19 protein-coding genes are annotated in these 18,586 nt (G+C 70.9%); 8 read left to right on the top strand and 11 right to left on the bottom strand.

What is annotated here, in order from left to right; genetic code table 11:
• Positions 1 to 109 precede the first annotated feature (109 nt).
• Positions 110 to 580 carry a nitroreductase family deazaflavin-dependent oxidoreductase gene (locus ABT041_RS27590; protein WP_351189099.1) on the bottom strand — a complete coding sequence of 157 codons (471 nt, stop codon included), beginning with the start codon at positions 578 to 580 and terminating at the stop codon, positions 110 to 112.
• Positions 581 to 1,726, bottom strand: a complete 1,146-nt coding sequence (locus ABT041_RS27585) for an acyl-CoA dehydrogenase family protein (protein ID WP_351189097.1) — start codon at positions 1,724 to 1,726, stop codon at positions 581 to 583.
• 106 nt (positions 1,727 to 1,832) lie between these two features.
• Between ABT041_RS27585 and ABT041_RS27580 the strand changes: the two genes are divergently transcribed.
• From ABT041_RS27580 to ABT041_RS27565, 4 genes are all read left to right on the top strand, one after another.
• The gene (locus ABT041_RS27580) at positions 1,833 to 2,996 is read left to right on the top strand and encodes a thiolase C-terminal domain-containing protein (RefSeq protein WP_351189094.1); all 1,164 of its coding nucleotides are present in this window, start codon (positions 1,833 to 1,835) and stop codon (positions 2,994 to 2,996) included.
• A 110-nt stretch (positions 2,997 to 3,106) separates the two neighbouring features.
• Positions 3,107 to 4,381, top strand: coding sequence for an FAD-dependent monooxygenase (locus ABT041_RS27575; protein WP_351189092.1), 1,275 nt, complete (start codon positions 3,107 to 3,109; stop codon positions 4,379 to 4,381).
• Positions 4,378 to 5,034, top strand: coding sequence for a pyridoxine/pyridoxamine 5'-phosphate oxidase (locus tag ABT041_RS27570; RefSeq protein ID WP_351189089.1), 657 nt, complete (start codon positions 4,378 to 4,380; stop codon positions 5,032 to 5,034). Before ABT041_RS27575 ends, ABT041_RS27570 begins: the two co-directional genes overlap by 4 nt.
• Positions 5,035 to 5,116: 82 nt before the next feature.
• A complete protein-coding gene (locus ABT041_RS27565; RefSeq protein ID WP_351189087.1) occupies positions 5,117 to 6,400 on the top strand; it encodes a phospholipase D-like domain-containing protein in 1,284 nt (427 codons plus the stop codon).
• Positions 6,401 to 6,502: 102 nt separating this feature from the next.
• Here ABT041_RS27565 and ABT041_RS27560 read toward each other — a convergent pair whose 3' ends face one another.
• The 3 genes from ABT041_RS27560 to ABT041_RS27550 form a co-directional block, all read right to left on the bottom strand.
• Positions 6,503 to 8,383 carry an AMP-dependent synthetase/ligase gene (locus tag ABT041_RS27560; RefSeq protein ID WP_351189084.1) on the bottom strand — a complete coding sequence of 627 codons (1,881 nt, stop codon included), beginning with the start codon at positions 8,381 to 8,383 and terminating at the stop codon, positions 6,503 to 6,505.
• Between the two features lie 262 nt (positions 8,384 to 8,645).
• Positions 8,646 to 9,956 (bottom strand): dicarboxylate/amino acid:cation symporter, encoded by a 1,311-nt coding sequence (locus tag ABT041_RS27555; protein ID WP_351189081.1) that lies wholly within the window; start codon positions 9,954 to 9,956, stop codon positions 8,646 to 8,648.
• A 358-nt stretch (positions 9,957 to 10,314) separates the two neighbouring features.
• Positions 10,315 to 10,581, bottom strand: a complete 267-nt coding sequence (locus ABT041_RS27550; RefSeq protein WP_351189079.1) for a DUF4229 domain-containing protein — start codon at positions 10,579 to 10,581, stop codon at positions 10,315 to 10,317.
• Positions 10,582 to 10,716: 135 nt separating this feature from the next.
• Here ABT041_RS27550 and ABT041_RS27545 point away from each other — a divergent pair, with 135 nt between their 5' ends.
• Positions 10,717 to 11,250, top strand: coding sequence for a GNAT family N-acetyltransferase (locus ABT041_RS27545; RefSeq protein WP_351189076.1), 534 nt, complete (start codon positions 10,717 to 10,719; stop codon positions 11,248 to 11,250).
• Positions 11,251 to 11,312: 62 nt separating this feature from the next.
• Here ABT041_RS27545 and mqnE read toward each other — a convergent pair whose 3' ends face one another.
• Complete coding sequence (mqnE, locus tag ABT041_RS27540; RefSeq protein ID WP_351189074.1) at positions 11,313 to 12,476, bottom strand: aminofutalosine synthase MqnE; 1,164 nt, start codon at positions 12,474 to 12,476, stop codon at positions 11,313 to 11,315.
• 50 nt (positions 12,477 to 12,526) lie between these two features.
• Positions 12,527 to 12,982, bottom strand: coding sequence for an Lrp/AsnC family transcriptional regulator (locus tag ABT041_RS27535; protein ID WP_030691729.1), 456 nt, complete (start codon positions 12,980 to 12,982; stop codon positions 12,527 to 12,529).
• A gap of 113 nt (positions 12,983 to 13,095) precedes the next feature.
• Here ABT041_RS27535 and ABT041_RS27530 point away from each other — a divergent pair, with 113 nt between their 5' ends.
• On the top strand, positions 13,096 to 13,233 hold the full coding sequence (locus tag ABT041_RS27530; protein ID WP_189806327.1) for a hypothetical protein: 138 nt from the start codon (positions 13,096 to 13,098) through the stop codon (positions 13,231 to 13,233).
• Here ABT041_RS27530 and ABT041_RS27525 read toward each other — a convergent pair.
• The 3 genes from ABT041_RS27525 to ABT041_RS27515 are packed head-to-tail and all read right to left on the bottom strand — an operon-like array spanning position 13,230 to position 16,278.
• Positions 13,230 to 13,904, bottom strand: a complete 675-nt coding sequence (locus ABT041_RS27525) for a UbiX family flavin prenyltransferase (RefSeq protein WP_351189071.1) — start codon at positions 13,902 to 13,904, stop codon at positions 13,230 to 13,232. The genes ABT041_RS27530 and ABT041_RS27525 overlap by 4 nt on opposite strands.
• Before the next feature lie 23 nt (positions 13,905 to 13,927).
• The gene (gene mqnP, locus ABT041_RS27520; protein ID WP_351189069.1) at positions 13,928 to 14,830 is read right to left on the bottom strand and encodes a menaquinone biosynthesis prenyltransferase MqnP; all 903 of its coding nucleotides are present in this window, start codon (positions 14,828 to 14,830) and stop codon (positions 13,928 to 13,930) included.
• A complete protein-coding gene (locus ABT041_RS27515) occupies positions 14,827 to 16,278 on the bottom strand; it encodes a menaquinone biosynthesis decarboxylase (protein WP_351189067.1) in 1,452 nt (483 codons plus the stop codon). The genes mqnP and ABT041_RS27515 overlap by 4 nt, the downstream gene beginning before the upstream one ends.
• A gap of 89 nt (positions 16,279 to 16,367) precedes the next feature.
• Here ABT041_RS27515 and ABT041_RS27510 point away from each other — a divergent pair, with 89 nt between their 5' ends.
• A complete protein-coding gene (locus tag ABT041_RS27510; RefSeq protein WP_351189064.1) occupies positions 16,368 to 16,772 on the top strand; it encodes a PLD nuclease N-terminal domain-containing protein in 405 nt (134 codons plus the stop codon).
• Positions 16,772 to 17,656, top strand: a complete 885-nt coding sequence (locus tag ABT041_RS27505; RefSeq protein ID WP_351189062.1) for a LysR family transcriptional regulator — start codon at positions 16,772 to 16,774, stop codon at positions 17,654 to 17,656. Before ABT041_RS27510 ends, ABT041_RS27505 begins: the two co-directional genes overlap by 1 nt.
• Here ABT041_RS27505 and ABT041_RS27500 read toward each other — a convergent pair.
• Positions 17,559 to 18,482 (bottom strand): DMT family transporter, encoded by a 924-nt coding sequence (locus ABT041_RS27500; protein WP_351189059.1) that lies wholly within the window; start codon positions 18,480 to 18,482, stop codon positions 17,559 to 17,561. The two genes, ABT041_RS27505 and ABT041_RS27500, sit on opposite strands and share 98 nt — an antisense overlap.
• Positions 18,483 to 18,586: the final 104 nt, after the last annotated feature.

Below are 18,586 nucleotides of genomic sequence, written 5' to 3'. Positions count from 1 at the left end.
ACCGGAGCGGGACCGCCGTCGGCGTCGCCGTGTCCGGGGCCTCGGCGGCTCCCCGGGGCCGGGGCCTCGGCGAGTCCCCGAGCCGGGGCCGGTTCTCATGTCCGGGCACTCATCTCCGTGTCAGCCGGAAGAGCCGGATCTCGCGTTCGATCCGCGCCTGGTACGTGGCGTACGGCGGCCAGAACGCGAGCGCCGCCTTCCACGCCGCCGCCCGCTCCTCGCCCGTGAGCAGCTCCGCCCGTACGGGTACGTCCTCGCCCCGCCAGTTGACCTCGGCGTCCGGATGGGCGAGCAGGTTCGCCGTCCAGGCCGGGTGCCCCGGGCGGCCGAAGTTGGAGCCGATCAGGAGCCAGCGGCCGTCCCCCTCGGGCATGCACGCCAGCGGGGTGACCCGCGGCCGGCCGCTCCTCGCACCCCGGGCGGTGAGGATCACGCCGGGCAGCATCCGGGCGCTGAGCAGCACTTTTCCCCTGGTCAGCCGGTGCACGGCCCGGTCCATGGCCGGGATGACGTGCGGGGCGACCCTGGCGAAGGCGCGGGTCGAGGACACCTTCTGCACGAGCTTCCTTCCGACGGGCATCTACGCCGCCTCCTCTCCGAAGAGTCCGGTGCGTTCCGCGGCGCGGGCGCGCAGCCGCCTGGCGGGGCCGAAGAGCAGTTCGTCGGAGGCGGCCCGCCTGAAGCAGAGGTGCGGCTCGCCCTCCCAGGCGTGGGACTCGTCGGCGGTGGCGCGCAGGGCCTCCAGGGCGTGGGCGAGGGCGAGCGGCCCGCCCTCGGGTCCGGGGCCGGGTTCGCGGGCCGCGCAGTAGGTGAGCGCGCGGGCCGCCTCGACCTGGACGTACAGGTCGGCGAGGCGGTGCCTGGCCGCCCGTTCCCGGGAGCCGAGGTGCTCCACCGCGCGGTCGAGGGCGGCCGCCGCGGTGCCGACGGCCTCGGCGGCGAGCATGACGGCCGCGGTACGGCCGGTGGCGGCGAGGGCCCCGGGGACGTCGGCGGGTTCCTCGCCGAGGAGCTCGGCGGCGGCGTCCCGGAACTGGACGGTGGCGAGGCTCCGGGTGACGTCGAGGGCGGGCTCCCGGCTCCGTACGAGCCCGGGGGCGTCCGCGGGGACGAGGAAGAGGAGGGTGCGGCTGCGGGCGAAGCCGCCGGCGTGGGCGGCGACGAGGAGCAGTCCGGCGCTGTGCCCGTCGACGACCCGGGCGGCCTCACCGTAGAGGCGCCAGCCGCCGTCCGCCGCGCGCGCGGCCTGGACGCCGCCGGCCCGGCCGCCGCCGGCCCAGTCCCCGGCGGTGTTGTCGCCGGTGAGGCCGAGGGCGAGGGCGGGGGCGGCGGGGAGGGCGAGGGCGCAGGTCAGGCGGCCCGCGGCGATGCGCGGGAGGAGTGCGGCGCGCTGGGCGGGGGTGCCGAGGGCGGCGAGGAGCGGGGTGGCGAGGACGGTGGTGGCGAGGAGCGGCGAAGGGGCGAGGGCGCGGCCGGTCTCCTCGCAGGCGAGGGCGAGGGCGACGGGGCCGTGGCCGGCGCCTCCGTACTCCTCGGGGAGGGTGAGTCCGGCGAGGCCCGTCCGGCTCCAGAGCGCGGGGTCGTGCCCGTCGGTGGCCGTGTGGTGCGCGCCCGGTCCGGGCCGCCGGGTGAGCAGCTCGCGCAGGGTGCGGCGGATCTCCTGCTGCTCCTGGGTGAGCGGGACGGTGAGCGGTTCCGCCGGCGGGGCGGATGGCGAGGTGTCCATGGAGCTTCCTCCGTATCTGACGGTGCGTCATGCTAGGGCGGTGCGGGGCCGGTTGCCCAGAGAAGGGCCGGTCCCGATTCAAAGAATCTGATGTACCGTCAGATTCATGCCCACCACCACACGCAGCTCCCGCCGCGTCGCCGTCGTCGGCGTCTCCCTCTCCGACTGCGGCCGGGTCGACGAGGCCACCCCGTACGCCCTGCACGCCCAGGCCGCCCGGCGCGCCCTGGCCGACAGCGGGCTCGACCGCTCGCTCGTCGACGGCCTGGCCTCGGCGGGCCTCGGCACGCTCGCCCCGGTCGAGGTCGCCGAGTACCTGGGCCTGCGCCCCCGCTGGGTGGACTCGACCGCCGTCGGCGGCGCCACCTGGGAGGTCATGGCCGCGCACGCCGCCGACGCGATCGCCGCGGGCCACGCGAACGCGGTCCTGCTCGTGTACGGTTCCACCGCCCGCGCCGACATCCGGGCCCGGCGCCGCACCTCGAACCTCTCCTTCGGCGCGCGCGGCCCGCTCCAGTTCGAGGTCCCGTACGGGCACACCCTGATCGCCAAGTACGCGATGGCCGCCCGCCGTCACATGCACGAGTACGGCACGACCCTGGAGCAGCTCGCCGAGGTGGCGGTGCGGGCGCGGGCGAACGCCGCGCTCAACCCGGAGGCGATGTTCCGCGAGCCGATCACCGTCGACGAGGTCCTGGACGGGCCGGTGATCGCGGACCCCTTCACCAAGCTGCACTGCTGCATCCGCAGCGACGGCGGCTGCGCGGTGCTGCTCGTGGCCGAGGAGTACGTCCAGGACTGCCGTACGGCCCCGGTCTGGGTGCTCGGCACGGGCGAGCACGTCTCGCACACCACGATGTCCGAGTGGGAGGACTTCACGGTCTCCCCTGCGGCCGTCAGCGGCCGGCTCGCCTTCGAGCGGGCGGGCGTGCGGCCCGCGGACATCGACGTCGCCGAGATCTACGACGCCTTCACCTACATGACCCTGGTGACCCTGGAGGACCTGGGCTTCTGCGCCAAGGGCGAGGGCGGGGCCTTCGTCCAGGAGAAGGACGGCCTCCCCGTGAACACGGACGGCGGCGGGCTTTCGGCCTGCCACCCGGGGATGCGGGGCCTGTTCCTGCTGGTGGAGGCGGTGCGCCAACTGCGCGGCGAGGCGCCGGGCCTGCAGGTGCGGCGGCCGGACGGTTCGCTGCCGGAGCTGGCGGTGGCCTCGGGGACGGGGGGCTGGTTCTGCTCCTCGGGGACGGTGGTGCTCGGCCGCGGCTGACCCCCGGCCAAGGATCTATACAAGCGTCATAGACAAGCGTGTAGGACATCCGTATAGTCATGTCCGCGGGCAGGGGAACGGCCCGCAGACACCCGACAAGGAGTCCTGCCATGACCAGCAGCACGAAGACCGCCCGGACCGTCCTGATCTCCGGCGCCTCGATCGCCGGCCCCGCCCTCGCCCTCTGGCTGCACCGCTACGGCTTCGCCCCCACCGTCGTCGAGCGCGCTCCCGAACTGCGCACCGGCGGCTACAAGGTCGACATCCGGGGCACCGCGATCGAGGTCTGCCGCCGGATGGGGATCCTCGACGAGATCCGCGCCAAGTCCACCGACATGCGCGGCGGTTCGTACGTCGACGACGCCGGCCGCACCATCGGCGAGCTGCCCGCCGACATCTTCGGCGGGCGCGTCGAGGAGGACGACGAGATCATGCGCGGCGAGCTCGCCCGCATCCTGTACGAGCGCACCCGCGAGGACGTCGAGTACGTCTTCGGCGACTCGATCGCCGCGATCGCCGACGACCCCGCGGACGCCGACGGCGTCACCGTCACCTTCGAGTCCGGCACCGTCCGCCGCTTCGACCTGGTCGTCGGCGCCGACGGACTCCACTCGAACACCCGGCGGCTCGCCTTCGGCCCGGAGGAGCGGTTCAAGCGCCACCTCGGCGCGTACATCTCCATCTTCACCGCCCCCAACCACCTGGGCCTGGACCGCTGGGAGACGTACCACGCGCTCCCGGGGAAGCTGGTCTGCGTCTACAGCTCGTCGGGCGAGACCGACGCCAAGAACCTCTTCGTCTTCTCCTCGGAGAAGGAACTCCCGCAGGACCACCGGGACCTGGCCGCCCACAAGCGGCTGCTCACCGACACCTTCGCAGGAGACGGCTGGGAGATCCCCCGGCTCCTCGGACACGCCGCCGACGCCGACGACTTCTACCTCGACTCCATGTCCCTCGTCGAGATGGACAGCTGGTCCAGCGGCCGCGTCGTCCTCCTCGGCGACGCCGCCCACTGCTCCTCCCCCGCCTCCGGCCAGGGCACCGGCCTCGCCCTCATCGGCGCCTACGTCCTGGCGGGCGAACTCGCCCGCGCCGGCGGCGACCACACCGTCGCCTACGCCCGCTACGAGCAGCACATGCGGCCGGGCGTCGAGCAGAACCAGAAGATGGCCGAGGGCTTCGTCAAGGAGATGACCGTCGGCTCCAGGTGGAAGATCGCCCTGCGCATGTTCATGGTCCGCACGCTGCCGAAGACCCCCTGGAAGAACCTCATCGCGAAGAAGATCCGCGACGGCATCCAGTCCGCGGCCCACGCGGTCCCGCTCGTCGACTACACGGCACCGGCCGCCGCCGGCACCGCCGCACGCCCTACCGTGACCGCATGACCGACTTCCACCACGCCCTCCGCTCCCTCAGGGTCTGGGACACCGAACTCCCCACCTTCGACCCGGCCGGCGCCCCGCCCGAGCCGCTCCCCCTCTTCCACGACTGGTTCACGACGGCGGTCGCGGCCGGCCAGACCGAGCCGCACACCCTCTCCCTGGCCACCGTGGACGAGGACGGCAGGCCCGACGTCCGCACGGTGATGCTGCACGACGCCGACGCCCGCGGCTGGCACTTCGCCTCGCACGCGGGAAGCGCCAAGGGCCGCCAGCTCGCCGCCCGCCCCGAGGCCGCGCTCGGCTTCTACTGGCCGGTCCAGGCCCGCCAGGTCCGCGTCCGGGGCCACGTCACCACCGGCACCCCCGAGGAGGCGTACGAGGACCTCCACGCCCGCACCACCGGCGCCCTCGCCGCGGCGCTCGTGGGCCGGCAGAGCGAGGTCCTCGACTCCCCCGGGGCCCTCGCCGAGGCGAGCGAGGCGGCCTGGCGCCGGGCCGAGGCGGAACCGGACGCGCCCGCGCCCAGCTGGACCCTGTACGTCGTGGAACCGGCCGAGGTCGAGTTCTTCCAGGGCGACGCCCGCCGCCGCCACGTCCGCCTCCGCTACCGCCGCACGCCGGACGGGGACTGGACCCGCGAACTCCTCTGGCCCTGAGCCGCGGACCTGACCGAAAAGAGCCGCAACCCGAGGGGCCGGGCGCATGTCGTACGGACGTCCCGCATCCGAAAGGAAGTCCATGCGCATCCGGCACACGCTTCGCGCCGCCTCCCTCGCGGCGGCGCTCCTGACGACCGCCCTCGCGTTCTCCACCGCGCCCGCCGGCGCCGAAACGGCGGGCACGACGGCGGTCACGACCCAGGCCGTCTTCAACAACCCGATCGGCACCGCGGCCCAGCAGAGGGCCATCGCCGACAAGCAGATCGAGCTGATCGACGGCGCCCCGGCCGGCTCCCGGATCCGGCTGTCGTACTACTACCTGAACGACGCCACGGTCACGAACGCCCTGACCGCCGCCCACGACCGGGGTGTGAACGTCCAGGCGGTCTTCGACGCCAAGGCCACCGGTTACAGCTCCTACAACACCCTCGTCGCCAAGCTCGGCACCGACACCTCCAAGCCGTCCTGGGTCACCAACTGCGGTGCCGCCCGCGGCTGCATCGGCACCCTGGCCAAGGGCGGCGTCGACGCCATCAACCACAACAAGTTCATCCTCTTCACCGAGACGAACGGCACGCCCCGCGTCGTCATGCAGTCCTCGGCGAACCTGCACACCGGCCGCGACGGCTACCTCGGCTGGAACAACGCCCTCGTCCTGACCGGCAACGACGGCATCTACAACGCCTACAACGGCTACTTCGACGACCTCGCCGCCAAGGTCCCGAACAACAACTACTACGACACCGGCCGGCCTCCCGTCGCCGCCGGCAACGCGAAGATCCACTTCTACCCGCGCGCCGCGACCAGCGACTCCGTCTTCTACAACGACCCCGCCGAGGACACGGTCGCCACCGTCCTCGACCACGTGCAGTGCTTCGGCAACTCGGTCGTCGGCACCGCCGACAACCACCGCACCCGCATCCGCGTCGCCATGACGATCTTCTCCCGCCCCTACCTCGCGGACCGGCTCGTCGAGCTCGACGCCCAGGGCTGCTACGTCGAGGTCGCCCTCACCTACGACGGCACCAACGGCCTGGCCAAGACCTCCCTGGAGAAGCTCCTCGCCCGGACGACCAACGCCTACAACGGCGTCATCACCAAGTACTACTGCGGCAAGGACTCCACCTGGATCCACGACAAGTACCTGCTGGTCGAGGGCAACTACTACAACACCCCCGACCGCAAGATCGTGTGGACCGGAAGCCACAACTGGTCCACCAACTCGCTGCGCCAGAGCGACGAGACGATGCTCCAGTACGAGGACTCCGCGGTCCACGACGCGTACGTCGCCAACTACAACCAGCTGCGCGCCGCGACCACGCACCAGCCCGCCAACGGCGACCCGGTCGACGCCACCTGCTGAACCGCGGGGGCGCGTCCCCGGTGCGGCACCCGCTGAACCGCGGGGGCGCGTCCCCGGTGCGGCACCCGCTGAACCGCGGGGGCGCGTCCCGGGATGCGCCCCCTACTCCGCGTACATCTCGTCGATGTCCCGCGCGAAGTCCCGCAGCACCGCCCGTCGTCTGAGCTTCAGGGACGGCGTCAGATGCCCGGACGTCTCGGAGAACTCGGAGGTCAGGACCCGGAAGGCGCGGATCGACTCGGCCCGCGAGACCAGCCGGTTGGCCTCGTCCACCGCCCGCTGCAGCGCGGCGAGCAGCTCCGGGTCCCGGGCCAGCTCCCAGAGCGCCAGATGGTCCTTGCGGCGCATCCGCCGCCAGTGCGTCAGCCCCTCGTGGTCGAGGGTGATCAGGGCCGTGATGTACGGGCGGTCGTCGCCGAGCACCATGCACTGGGCGACCAGTGGGTGGGCGCGCAACCAGTCCTCCAGCGGGGCCGGGGCGACGTTCTTGCCGGCCGTGGTGATGAGGATGTCCTTCTTCCGTCCCGTGATCCGCAGATAGCCGTCCGCGTCCAGGGCGCCCAGGTCGCCGGTGGGGAACCAGCCGTCGTCGGTGTACGGCAGGGCCGCCCCGCGCTGCGCGTCCCAGTAGCCGGCGAAGACGTGGCCGCCCTTGAGCCAGACCTCGCCGTCGTCGGCGATCCGGACGGCCGTGCCGGGCAGCGGCCGGCCGACGGTCCCGGAGCGCGGCAGGCGCGGCGGGGTGACCGTGGCGGCGGCCGTGGTCTCCGTCAGGCCGTACCCCTCGAAGACCTCGACGCCGGCGCCCGCGAAGAACTCGGCGAGCGGCGCGCCGAGCGGGGAGCCGCCGCAGATCACGTACCTCACGCGGCCGCCGAGCGCGGTGCGGATGCGGCGGTAGACGAGCGGGTCGTACAGCGCCCGGGCGGCCCGCAGGGACAGCGAGGGCGAGGCCTCGTGCCCGTACCGCCGGGCGATCTTCGCGGCGCGGTCGAAGGCGGCGGCCTTACCGCCGCGTTCGGCGGTGGCGCGGGCCTTGTTGAAGACCTTCTCCAGGACGTACGGGATGGCGAGGAGGAAGGTGGGGCGGAAGGAGGCCAGGTCGGTGAGGAGTTCCTCGCCCTCGACGGAGGGCGCGTGCCCGACGCGGACGCGGGCGCGGACGCAGCCGATGGCGACCATCCGGCCGAAGACGTGGGAGAGCGGCAGGAAGAGGAGGGTGGCGGCGGGCTCCTTGCTCTCCGAGACGAAGACGGGGTGGAGGAGCCGGACGGCGTTGTCGACCTCGGCGAAGAAGTTGGCGTGGGTGAGGGCGCAGCCCTTGGGCCGGCCGGTGGTGCCGGAGGTGTAGATGAGGGTGGCGAGGGTCTCCGGCGTGAGCAGTCCCCGGCGGGCGGTGACGGCCTCGTCGGCGACCCGGGCGCCGGCCTTGCGGAGCTGGTCGACCGCACCGGTGCCGAGCACCCAGAGGTGGGCGAGGCCGGGCAGCTGGCGCCGCTCGGCGGAGACCAGCCGCGCCTGCTCGGCGTCCTCGACGACACAGGCCGTGGCGCCGGAGTCCTGGAGGATCCAGCAGGTCTGGAAGGCGGAGGAGGTGGGGTAGACGGGGACGGTGACGAGTCCGGCGGCCCAGGCGGCGAAGTCGATCAGGGTCCACTCGTAGGTGGTGCGGGCCATGAGGGCGAGCCGGTCGCCGGGGCGCAGGCCGTGGGCGATGAGCCCCTTGGCGACGGAGTGCACCTCGGCGGCGAAGCGGGCGGCGGTGACGTCGTGCCACTGCCCGTCGGCGCCCTTCCTGGAGAAGACGACGGCCTCGGGGTCCTGGCGGGCGTTGTCGTACGGCAGGTCGGCGAGCGAGCCGCGGGCCACCTGCGGCACGAGCGCGGGGACGGACGCCTCCCGCACCACGCCGTCGACGACGACCGTGTGCGGCTCGGCGGGCTCGGCGGACTCGGCCCCGGATGCGGCGGTGACGACGGACACGGGCGGCTCCTCGGTCTGCGCGATGAACTGAGGTCGTGCGACGGTGCGTTGAGCCCTGTGATGCCTCGACCGCCTCGACCGCTTCCTGACTCGACGGCCTCAACTGCCCTGACTAGCCGGTAACTTTACTGCGGGGTAGGCCCCGGCGGGGAGACCACCGCTCGCTTTTCAACGCCGGGACATGGGTCTGTACGCCAGAACGCCGCGTGCCCCCACCCGGTTCATCACGGGTGGGGGCACGCGGCGGTACGGGCGTGGGACGTCAGGCCGCGAGTACGGGCTCCGGCTCGTCCACGGGGGACGACGTGACCGTGTCGTACTTGTCGACGTCGAGGATCTTCTCTCGGGCGGAGACGATCACCGGGACCAGAGCCTGCCCGGCAACGTTCGTGGCCGTCCTGATCATGTCCAGGATCGGGTCGATCGCCATGAGGAGGCCGACGCCCTCCAGGGGGAGGCCCAGGGTGGAGAGGGTCAGGGTGAGCATGACCGTCGCGCCGGTGAGGCCGGCGGTGGCCGCCGAGCCGATGACCGAGACGAAGGCGATCAGGACGTAGTCCCCGATGCCGAGCTGGACGTCGAAGATCTGCGCGATGAAGATCGCGGCGAGCGCCGGGTAGATCGCGGCGCAGCCGTCCATCTTGGTGGTGGCGCCGAAGGGGACGGCGAAGGAGGCGTACTCCTTCGGGACGCCGAGGCGCTCGGTGACCTTCTGCGTGACCGGCATGGTGCCGACCGAGGAGCGGGAGACGAAGGCCAGCTGGATGGCCGGCCAGGCGCCCCGGTAGAAGCGGAGCGGGTTGACCTTGGCGACCGTGGCGAGCAGCGTCGGGTAGACGACGAAGAGGACCAGGGCGCAGCCGATGTAGATGTCGGCGGTGAAGGTCGCGTACTTGCCGATCAGGTCCCAGCCGTAGTCGGCGATGGCGAAGCCGATGAGGCCGACGGTGCCGAGCGGGGCGAGGCGGATGACCCACCACAGGGCCTTCTGGAGGAGCTCCAGGACCGACTCGGAGAGGGTGAGGATCGGCTTGGCGCGGTCGCCGAGCTTGAGGGCGGCGATGCCGGCGACGGCGGCCATGAAGACGATCTGGAGGACGTTCAGCTCGGTGAAGGGCGTGATGACGTCCGTCGGGACGATGCCGGTGAGGAAGTCGATCCAGGAGCCCTCGCGCTTCGGCAGCTTGCCGTCCTGCGGGGTGAGTCCGGTGCCGGCGCCCGGGTTGGTGATCAGGCCGATGGCGAGGCCGATGGCGACCGCGATCAGCGAGGTGATCATGAACCAGAGGAGCGTGCGGGTGGCGAGCCTGGCGGCGTTGTTCACCTTCCGCAGGTTGGTGATCGAGACCAGGATCGCGAAGAAGACGAGCGGCGCGACGGCCAGCTTGAGCAGCTGGACGAAGATGTCGCCGATCTGGCCGAGGGTCTCCTTCAGCCAGGAGACGTCCTGGCTGCGGGCGACCCAGCCGAGCAGGGCGCCGAGGGCCAGACCGGCGATGATCTGGGCCCAGAAGGGGACCTTGGGTATCCGGGACGAGGGCTTGGCCTCGGGGGCGGACGCGGACGCGGACACAGGCACACTCCACAGGTGCGTATCGGGGGAATACGGGACGGGGGTGCGGCACACACGCGCTCGGGCGCGGGCCGCTGCTTGATGCCGGATCAGAGCGCGCGGCAACAGACCGCGGACAGGCAGCGGCAGAGATCGACGTGCAGGCGCGCCACGAGCGGGGTGCCCGGGGCGTCAGAGGTGCGCACTGCTGTCTTCATGCCGAACACGTTAACACTTGAACTTTGAGATGCTCAAAGCTCTTCTTTGAGGTGCGCGGCGCCCTTTCGCCTTCGAAACGCAGAACACCCCAGGTCGGTACCTTGGAAGGCCCTACCCGGGGTGTGATGTCTGTGAGGAAGCTTACGCAGCCCTTACGCCGTCAGAGCGCGTCCTCCTGGGACCGGTTCGCGTCGAGACGGCCCTTGGCGCGGTCGACCTTCGCCACGATCTCGGCGCTCGCCTCGTCCCGCACCTTGCGCAGGAGCACGAAGCTCAGCGGGGCGGAGATGACGATGGCGAGGACGAGGACCCAGAGGAGGTTCGAGTCGCCCAGGCCGCGCGGAAGCACGCCGACGTAGACGAGACCCCACAGGGCGAGGAAGCACCCGGCGAAGATCCCGAGCCGCATCAGCGTGTAGCGGAGCATGTCAGTCCACTCTTCCGTTCCGAAAGATCCCAAAGTTCCCATGCGGGACGAGCGCTCTCCAGTGAAGCACGCGACGGCGACGGCTCCGGGACCGGCCCTCTTGAGCCGCACAGAAGTAATAGATACTCTTCCCTCATGACCCTTACCTTCGAGGTGGACCCGGCCGTCGACCCGGCCCTGCGCGACGGCGTGCTCTCCCTCTGGGCCGACGTCTCCAACGCGGGCGGCGCCGTCGGCTTCGTACCCCCCGTGACCCCCGACGAGATCCGCCCCGAGCTGCTCAAGCACCTCGTCGCCATGACCGAGGGCGGCACCCGCCTGCTCGTCGGCCGGGACGAGGAGGGCAGGGTCGCCGCCACCGCCTTCTTCACCTTCAACAAGCACCGGCTGATGACCCACTGGGTCTGGCTCTACACCGTGATGGTCCACCCCCGGCACCAGGGCAGGGGGTACGGCCGCGACCTCATGGCGGCGGTCGAGCACACCGCCCGTACCGCCGAGGGCTTCGAGGGGATCGAGGCGATCCGGCTCACCTGCCGGGGCGGCACCGGCGTCGACGGCTTCTACGCCAAGTCCGGCTACAAGGAGGTCGGCCGCGTCCCCGACGCGATCCGGGTCGCCCCCGGCGACGACCGCGACGACATCGTCATGCTGCTGCCGCTGACGTGACGCGGCGGTACGGGAAAGGGCCGGTGGGGACATCCCCACCGGCCCTTTCCCGTCACATCGCGTCAGACCCGCATCGGCTGCGGCGACTCGCGCCGGCCCGCGTCCGGGCCCGGGTACTCGCGGATGATCTCGTACCGCGTGTTCCGCTCGACCGGCCGGAAGCCCGCGTCACGGATCAGTTCGAGCAGGTCCTCGCGGCCCAGCTTGTTCGGCGTGCCGTAGTTGTCGGCATCGTGCGTGATCTTGTACTCGACGACCGAGCCGTCCATGTCGTCGGCGCCGTGCTGGAGCGCCAGCTGCGCCGTCTGGACGCCGTGCATGACCCAGAAGACCTTGACGTGCGGCACGTTGTCGAAGAGCAGCCGGGAGACCGCGAAGGTCTTCAGCGCCTCGGCGCCGGTCGCCATCGTGGTGCGCGCCTGGAGCTTGTTGCGGACCTTGCCGTCCTGCATGTCGACGAAGTCGTGCTGGTAGCGCAGCGGGATGAAGACCTGGAAGCCGCCGGTCTCGTCCTGGAGCTCGCGCAGCCGCAGCACGTGGTCCACGCGGTGGCGCGGCTCCTCGATGTGCCCGTAGAGCATGGTCGAGGGGGTCTTGAGCCCCTTCTCGTGGGCGAGCCGGTGGATGCGGGACCAGTCCTCCCAGTGGGTCCGGTGGTCCACGATGTGCTGCCGGACCTCCCAGTCGAAGATCTCGGCGCCGCCGCCGGTGAGCGACTCGAGGCCGGCCTCGATCAGCTCGTCGAGGATCTCCGAGGCCGACAGGCCGGAGATCGTCTCGAAGTGGTGGATCTCGGTGGCCGTGAACGCCTTGAGGGAGACGTTCGGCAGGGCCTTCTTGAGCTCGGAGAGGGAGCGCGGGTAGTAGCGCCAGGGCAGGTTGGGGTGGAGCCCGTTGACGATGTGGAGCTCGGTGAGGTTCTCGTTCTCCATCGCCTTCGCGAGGCGCACGGCCTCCTCGATGCGCATGGTGTACGCGTCCTTCTCGCCCGGCTTGCGCTGGAAGGAGCAGTAGGCGCAGGAGGCGGTGCAGACGTTGGTCATGTTCAGATGCCGGTTGACATTGAAGTGGACCACGTCGCCGTTCTTGCGGGTCCTGACCTCGTGGGCCAGACCGCCGAGCCATGCGAGGTCGTCGGACTCGTACAGGGCGATGCCGTCCTCACGGCTCAGCCGCTCACCGTCCCGGACCTTCTGCTCAAGTTCGCGCTTGAGTCCCGCGTCCATGTACGGCCGCCTCCCTTTGTCTCCGAAATCAAGCTCCGACCACCGTACTCTCAGCCCTCCTCAGGCAGCTCCCCGACCCGGTTCTCCCACTTCGTGGAGAGCACGATCGTCGTACGGGTGCGGGAGACGCCCTTGGTGCCGGAGAGCCGGCGGATCGTCTTCTCCAGGCCGTCGACGTCGTTGGCGCGGACCTTGAGCATGAAGGAGTCGTCGCCGGCGATGAACCAGCAGTCCTCGATCTCGGCGAGGTCCTTGAGGCGGCGGGCCACGTCCTCGTGGTCGGCGGCGTCCGAGAGGGAGATGCCGATGAGGGCGGTGACGCCGAGGCCGAGCGAGGCCGCGTTCACCGTGGCGCGGTAGCCGGTGATGACCCCGGCGGCCTCCAGCCGGTTGATGCGGTCGGTGACGGAGGGGCCGGAGAGCCCGACGAGCCGGCCGAGCTCGGCGTACGAGGCGCGGCCGTTCTCGCGCAGAGCCTGGATGAGCTGCCTGTCCACGGCGTCCATAGGTATGAAGCCTTCCATTGTCCAGCGATACCGCGAGTTTGGGTATAGAATCTAAGGTACACAGGGTCGACGCCCTGTGAATCTTTCAGCAGATCAAAGACGATCTTTCAGGAGTGGTGTTCACCGTGTACACGATCGAGATGGCCTACGCACGCATGCGCGAGCTGCAGGACCTGGCCAACCGCTCGCGTGCCCACCAGCCGACCGCCGCCTCGAAGCGCGCCGCGAAGAAGCGCGCCAAGAAGCGCTAATCAGACGAGAGGGCTCCACCGAGCTCTCCCTCCCACCGGCGGTACAGCTGGTGCGGCACTCCCGCCGCGTCCAGCACCCGCCCGGCGACGAAGTCCACCAGATCCTGGATGTGCGTCGCCCCCGCGTAGAACGCCGGAGAGGCGGGCAGCACCACGGCGCCCGCCTCGTCCAGCGCCACCATGTGCTTGAGCGTCTGTCCGTTCAGCGGGGTCTCCCGCACCGCGACCACCAGCGGACGCCGCTCCTTCAGCGTCACGCTCGCGACCCGCTGCAGCAGGTCCTTCGAGAGCCCGAGTGCCACTCCCGCCACCGCCGCGGTCGAGGCCGGCACCACCAGCATCCCCTTCGCCGGGTACGAGCCGGAGGACGGCCCCGCGGCCAGATCCCCGGCAGCCCAGTACCGCACGTCGTCGAGCCGGTCCGCCACGTCGAACGTGCCCGGCTTCCCGTCGGCGCCCCGCGCCAGCCAGGCCGCCAGGTCCTCGCGCCAGTGCGCGTCGCGGAAGGCGATCCCCGTCTCGTCGAGCAGCGTCAGCCGCGAGGCCCGCGACACGACGAGGTCGACGCTCTCCCCCGCGTCGAGCAGCCCCCTCAGTACGGCGGCGGCGTACGGCGTACCCGACGCCCCGGAAACCCCCACGATCCAGGGGGTGCGCTTGCCGTCGTTCATGCCGTCGAGCCTATCCGCCGGGCCTAGGGCGTGAGCCCGCGGACCAGCAGGTCGAGCAGGGCGCACACGAAGAGGCTGATCCCGATGAAGCCGTTCGTCGTGAAGAACGCCCTGTTCAGCCGGGACAGGTCGTGCGGCTTCACGATCGTGTGCTCGTAGCAGAAGGCGACGACCACGATCACGAGACCGACCCAGAAGAAGAGGCCGGCGTCCGTCGCCAGGGCGTACCAGACGAGCAGGCCGGTCGTCACGACCGCCGAGACCCGGGCCCCCCACAGCGCCGCCGGGACGCCGAAGCGGGCCGGGACCGACATCACGCCGTGCGCCCGGTCCGCCTGCACGTCCTGGCAGGCGAAGATCAGGTCGAAGCCGCCGATCCAGATGCCGACCGCGAGGCCCAGGATGACCGCGTCCCAGGACCACTGGCCGGTCACCGCGAGCCAGGCGCCGATGGGCCCGATGGACTGCGCGAGGCCCAGGATGGCGTGCGGGAAGTTCGTGAACCTCTTCCCGTACGGATAGACGACCATCGGGATGACGGCGAGCGGCGCGAGCGCCAGGCACAGCGGGTTGAGGAGGGCGGCGGCGCCGAGGAAGACGACGACGGCGATCCCGGCCCCGGTCCACGCCGAGCGCACCGACACCGCACCGGTCACGATCTCCCGGTTCGCGGTCCGCGGATTACGCGCGTCGATCTCGCGGTCGATGATCCGGTTGCAGGCCATGGCGAAGGTCCGCAGACCCACCATGCAGACGGTGACGAGGAACAGCGTCCACCAGTGGATGTTCCGGTCCAGCTGGAACATGGCGGTGAGGGAGGCGATGTAGGCGAAGGGCAGCGCGAAGACCGAGTGCTCGATCATCACGAGCCGCAGGAAAGCCTTGGTGCGGCCCGGCTGGGCGCCGGGCACGGCCGCGGTGGTCACAGCCCGTACTCCTTCCAGCGGCGGTCCACCAGGGCCGCCGTCGCCGGGTCCGACTCCACCATGTCCGGCCAGCCGCCGTCCCGGGTGTAGCCCTCCTCGGGCAGCTTCTTCGTCGCGTCGATACCGGCCTTGCCGCCCCAGAACTGCTGGTAGGAGGCGTGGTCGAGATGGTCGACGGGCCCCTCGACGACGGTGAGGTCGCGCGCGTAGTCGGTGTTGCCGAGAGCCCGCCACGACACCTCGTGGAGGTCGTGCACGTCGCAGTCCTTGTCGACCACGATGATCAGCTTGGTCAGCGACATCATGTGCGCGCCCCAGATGGCGTGCATGACCTTCTGCGCGTGCTTCGGGTACTTCTTGTCGATCGAGACGATCGCGCAGTTGTGGAAGCCGCCCGACTCCGGCAGGTGGTAGTCGACGATGTCCGGCACGATGATCTTGAGGAGCGGCAGGAAGAACCGCTCCGTGGCCCGCCCGAGCGGCCCGTCCTCGGTCGGCGGACGGCCGACCACGATCGACTGCAGCAGCGGACGCTTCCGCATGGTGATGCAGTCGATCTTCAGGGCAGGGAAGGGCTCCTGCGGCGTGTAGAAGCCGGTGTGGTCGCCGAAGGGACCCTCCGGCAGCATCTCGCCGGGCTCCAGCCAGCCCTCGACGACGACCTCGGCCTGGGCCGGGACCTGGAGCGGGACGGTCTTGCAGTCCACCATCTCGATCCGCTTGCCCTGCACGAAGCCGGCGAAGAGGTACTCGTCGATGTCACCGGGCAGCGGGGCGGTGGAGGCGTACGTGACGGCCGGCGGGCAGCCGAAGGCGATGGCGACGGGCAGCCGCTCACCGCGCTCGGCGGCCACCGCGTAGTGGTTGCGGCTGTCCTTGTGGATCTGCCAGTGCATGCCGATGGTGCGCTTGTCGTGCCGCTGGAGCCGGTAGAGCCCCAGGTTCCGCACACCGGTCTCGGGGTGCTTGGTGTGGGTGAGGCCCAGGTTGAAGAACGAGCCGCCGTCCTTGGGCCAGGTGAAGAGCGCCGGGAGGAGGTCGAGGTCGACGTCGTCCCCGGTGAGGACGACCTCCTGCACGGGAGCGTCCTTCACCTTCTTCGGCGGCACGTGGACCATCGAGCCCAGCTTCCCGAAGGCCTCGCGGACCCCGACGAAACCGTGCGGCAGCTCCGGCTTGAGAAGCCCGCCGATCTTCTCGCTGATCTCGCCGTACGACTTCAGGCCGAGGGCCTTGAGGAGGCGGCGGTCCGTGCCGAAGACGTTCATCGCGAGGGGCATCGAGGAGCCCTTGACGTTCTCGAAGAGAAGCGCCGGACCTCCCGCCTTGTTCACCCGGTCGACGATCTCCCCGACCTCCAGGTACGGGTCGACTTCGGCCTTGATGCGCTTGAGGTCGCCTTCGCGCTCCAGGGCCCTGAGCAGCGAGCGGAGATCGTCGTAAGCCATAGGGGCCAGTATCGGTCACGGGCTAGGCTTGACCTGTCACCGGGGCCGTCGCAACGGGCCCCGCCGCTGCTTCCAGGGGGCCGTCCCACATGCTCAGGGCACTGCTGTACATCCTGCCGCTGGCGCTGACGATCTACGCCTTCATCGACTGCCTGAACACCCCCGAGGACGAGGTCAAGCACCTGCCGAAGGTGGTCTGGGTCATCATCATCCTGCTGTTCTGGATCGTGGGCCCGATCGTGTGGTTCGCCGCCGGCAAGCTGCGCCGCGCACCGGCCGGAGGCCGTACGCCCTCCGAGTGGCACCGCAACCACCGCCACGAGTGGGTGGCTCCGGACGACAACCCCGAGTTCCTGAAGTCCCTGCGCGAAGAGGCTGCATCTTCCAAAGACGTGAAGGACGAGAACCTCCTCAAGGACTGGGAGGCGGACCTGCGCCGCCGCGAGGAGGAACTGAAGCGGCGCGAGCAGGACGAGGACAAGGGCGAGAGCTGATGGAGCTACGGCTCCTGGCGACCTTCGAGAAGGTGGCCGACGTCCTCTCCTTCACCAGGGCGGCGGCCGAGCTCGGCTACGCCCAGTCGAGCGTCACGAGCCAGGTCCGCGCCCTGGAGTCCTCGCTCGGCGTCGACCTCTTCGAGCGTCTCGGCTCGCGCATCCGCCTGACGGAGGCCGGCGAACGGCTGCTCCCGTACGCCCGCCGGATGGCGGACCTCGCGGACGAGGCGCGTACGGCGGTGGCGGCCACGGCGGAACCGTCGGGCCCGATAGCGGTGGGCACGATGGAATCCCTGACCTCCTACCGTCTCCCACCCCTCCTGGAGTACTTCCACCACCGCTACCCGAAGGTCCGCCTGACCCTCCGCCCCACCCTCGGCGACGAGACCCGCCAGGCCCTCCGCCAGGGCACGTACGACGTGGGTTTCCTGATGGAGCCGGAGACGGAGCACGAGGGCCTGGAGTCGGAGGTCCTGGCACCGGAGCCGCTGGTCCTGGTGGCGGGCCCGCACCACCCCCTCACCTCTCGTACGGATCTGACGAACGCGGCCCTGGCGGGGACGCAGCTCCTGGGCACCGAGCCGGGCTGCACGTACCGCGACCTGTTCGAGGCGGAGCTGCGGGAGTGGGCGCCGCCGTTCATGGAGTTCGGCACGATCGAGGCGACGAAGCGCGGGGTGGCGGCGGGCCTGGGGGTGGCGCTGCTGCCGAGGGTGACGGTCGAGGAGGAACTGGCGTCGGGGACCCTGGTCGAGTTGGCGTGGAAGGCCCCGTTCACGCTCTTCACGCAGCTCGCGTGGCGGCGGGGGAAGCGGCTTCCGGCGCATGTGCGGCTGTTCGTGGAGCAGGCGCGACGCCTTGTGTCCGAGCAGCGAGGGTGACCTTGAGGCTGGCGAGCACGATCAGCGGGACGCCGAGCGCCTGGACGAGCCCGATGTGATGCCCGTACACCGCCCAGTCGACGCCCATGGCGACGGCGGGGTAGGTGAAGGCGAGGACGGCGATCTTGGCGGTGGGCAGCTTGGCGTAGGCGGCGTACATGAGTACGTACATGAGCCCGGTGTGGATGAACCCGAGCCCGACGAGCCAGCCCCAGCCGCCTCCGCCGACGCCTCCGAAGTCGACGAAGGGCAGCAGCAGCGGCATCCCCACCAGCACCTGGACGAGGGCGATGAGATGGGGCCGTACGCCGGTGATGCGCTTGGTGACGAAGGTGGCGAGGGCGTAGAGGACGGCAGCGGCGAGGGCGAACCCGAGCCCGGCGAGGGAGGCGGTGTCACCGGGCCGCACACCGGACACGAGCACGAGCCCGCCGAAGGCGAGGGCGAGCCATCCCAGCTTGGCGGCGGAGATCCGCTCCCTCAGGAAGAGAGCTCCGAGCAGCACGAGGAAGAACGGCTGCGTGTGGTAGACGACGGTGGCGAGGGAGATGGAGGTGGCCCGGTAGGCCTCGAAGAGGAACACCCAGTTGAAGACGATGAACACCCCGCCGAGCGCCGCGAGCCCCAGCTTCTTCGCCGTGAAGCCGTGCCCCGTGAAGAACCCGCGGGCGAGGCTGTAGACCCCGAGCGCGAGGGCCCCGAAGAGGCACCGGAAGAACACCACCTCGAAGGGTGAGGCCCCGGACTCGACGACGAAGACGCCGAGGGTGCCGGAGAGCACCATGGCGAGGGTCAGTTCGAGGGTTCCCCTGGTCTCGTTTCTCATGGGAACGACGCTACGAAGGGGGCGGGGGACGGGTCCACGCCCGACTGGGGCGTCCTCCCGATGGGGGCGATCGGCACAGCCGATGGAGGCCCGGAATACCTCCG

It is taken from the genome of Streptomyces sp. NPDC002825, from assembly GCF_040295385.1.
Lineage (GTDB): Bacteria > Actinomycetota > Actinomycetes > Streptomycetales > Streptomycetaceae > Streptomyces.
This window is presented reverse-complemented; position numbering and strand designations above follow the sequence as displayed.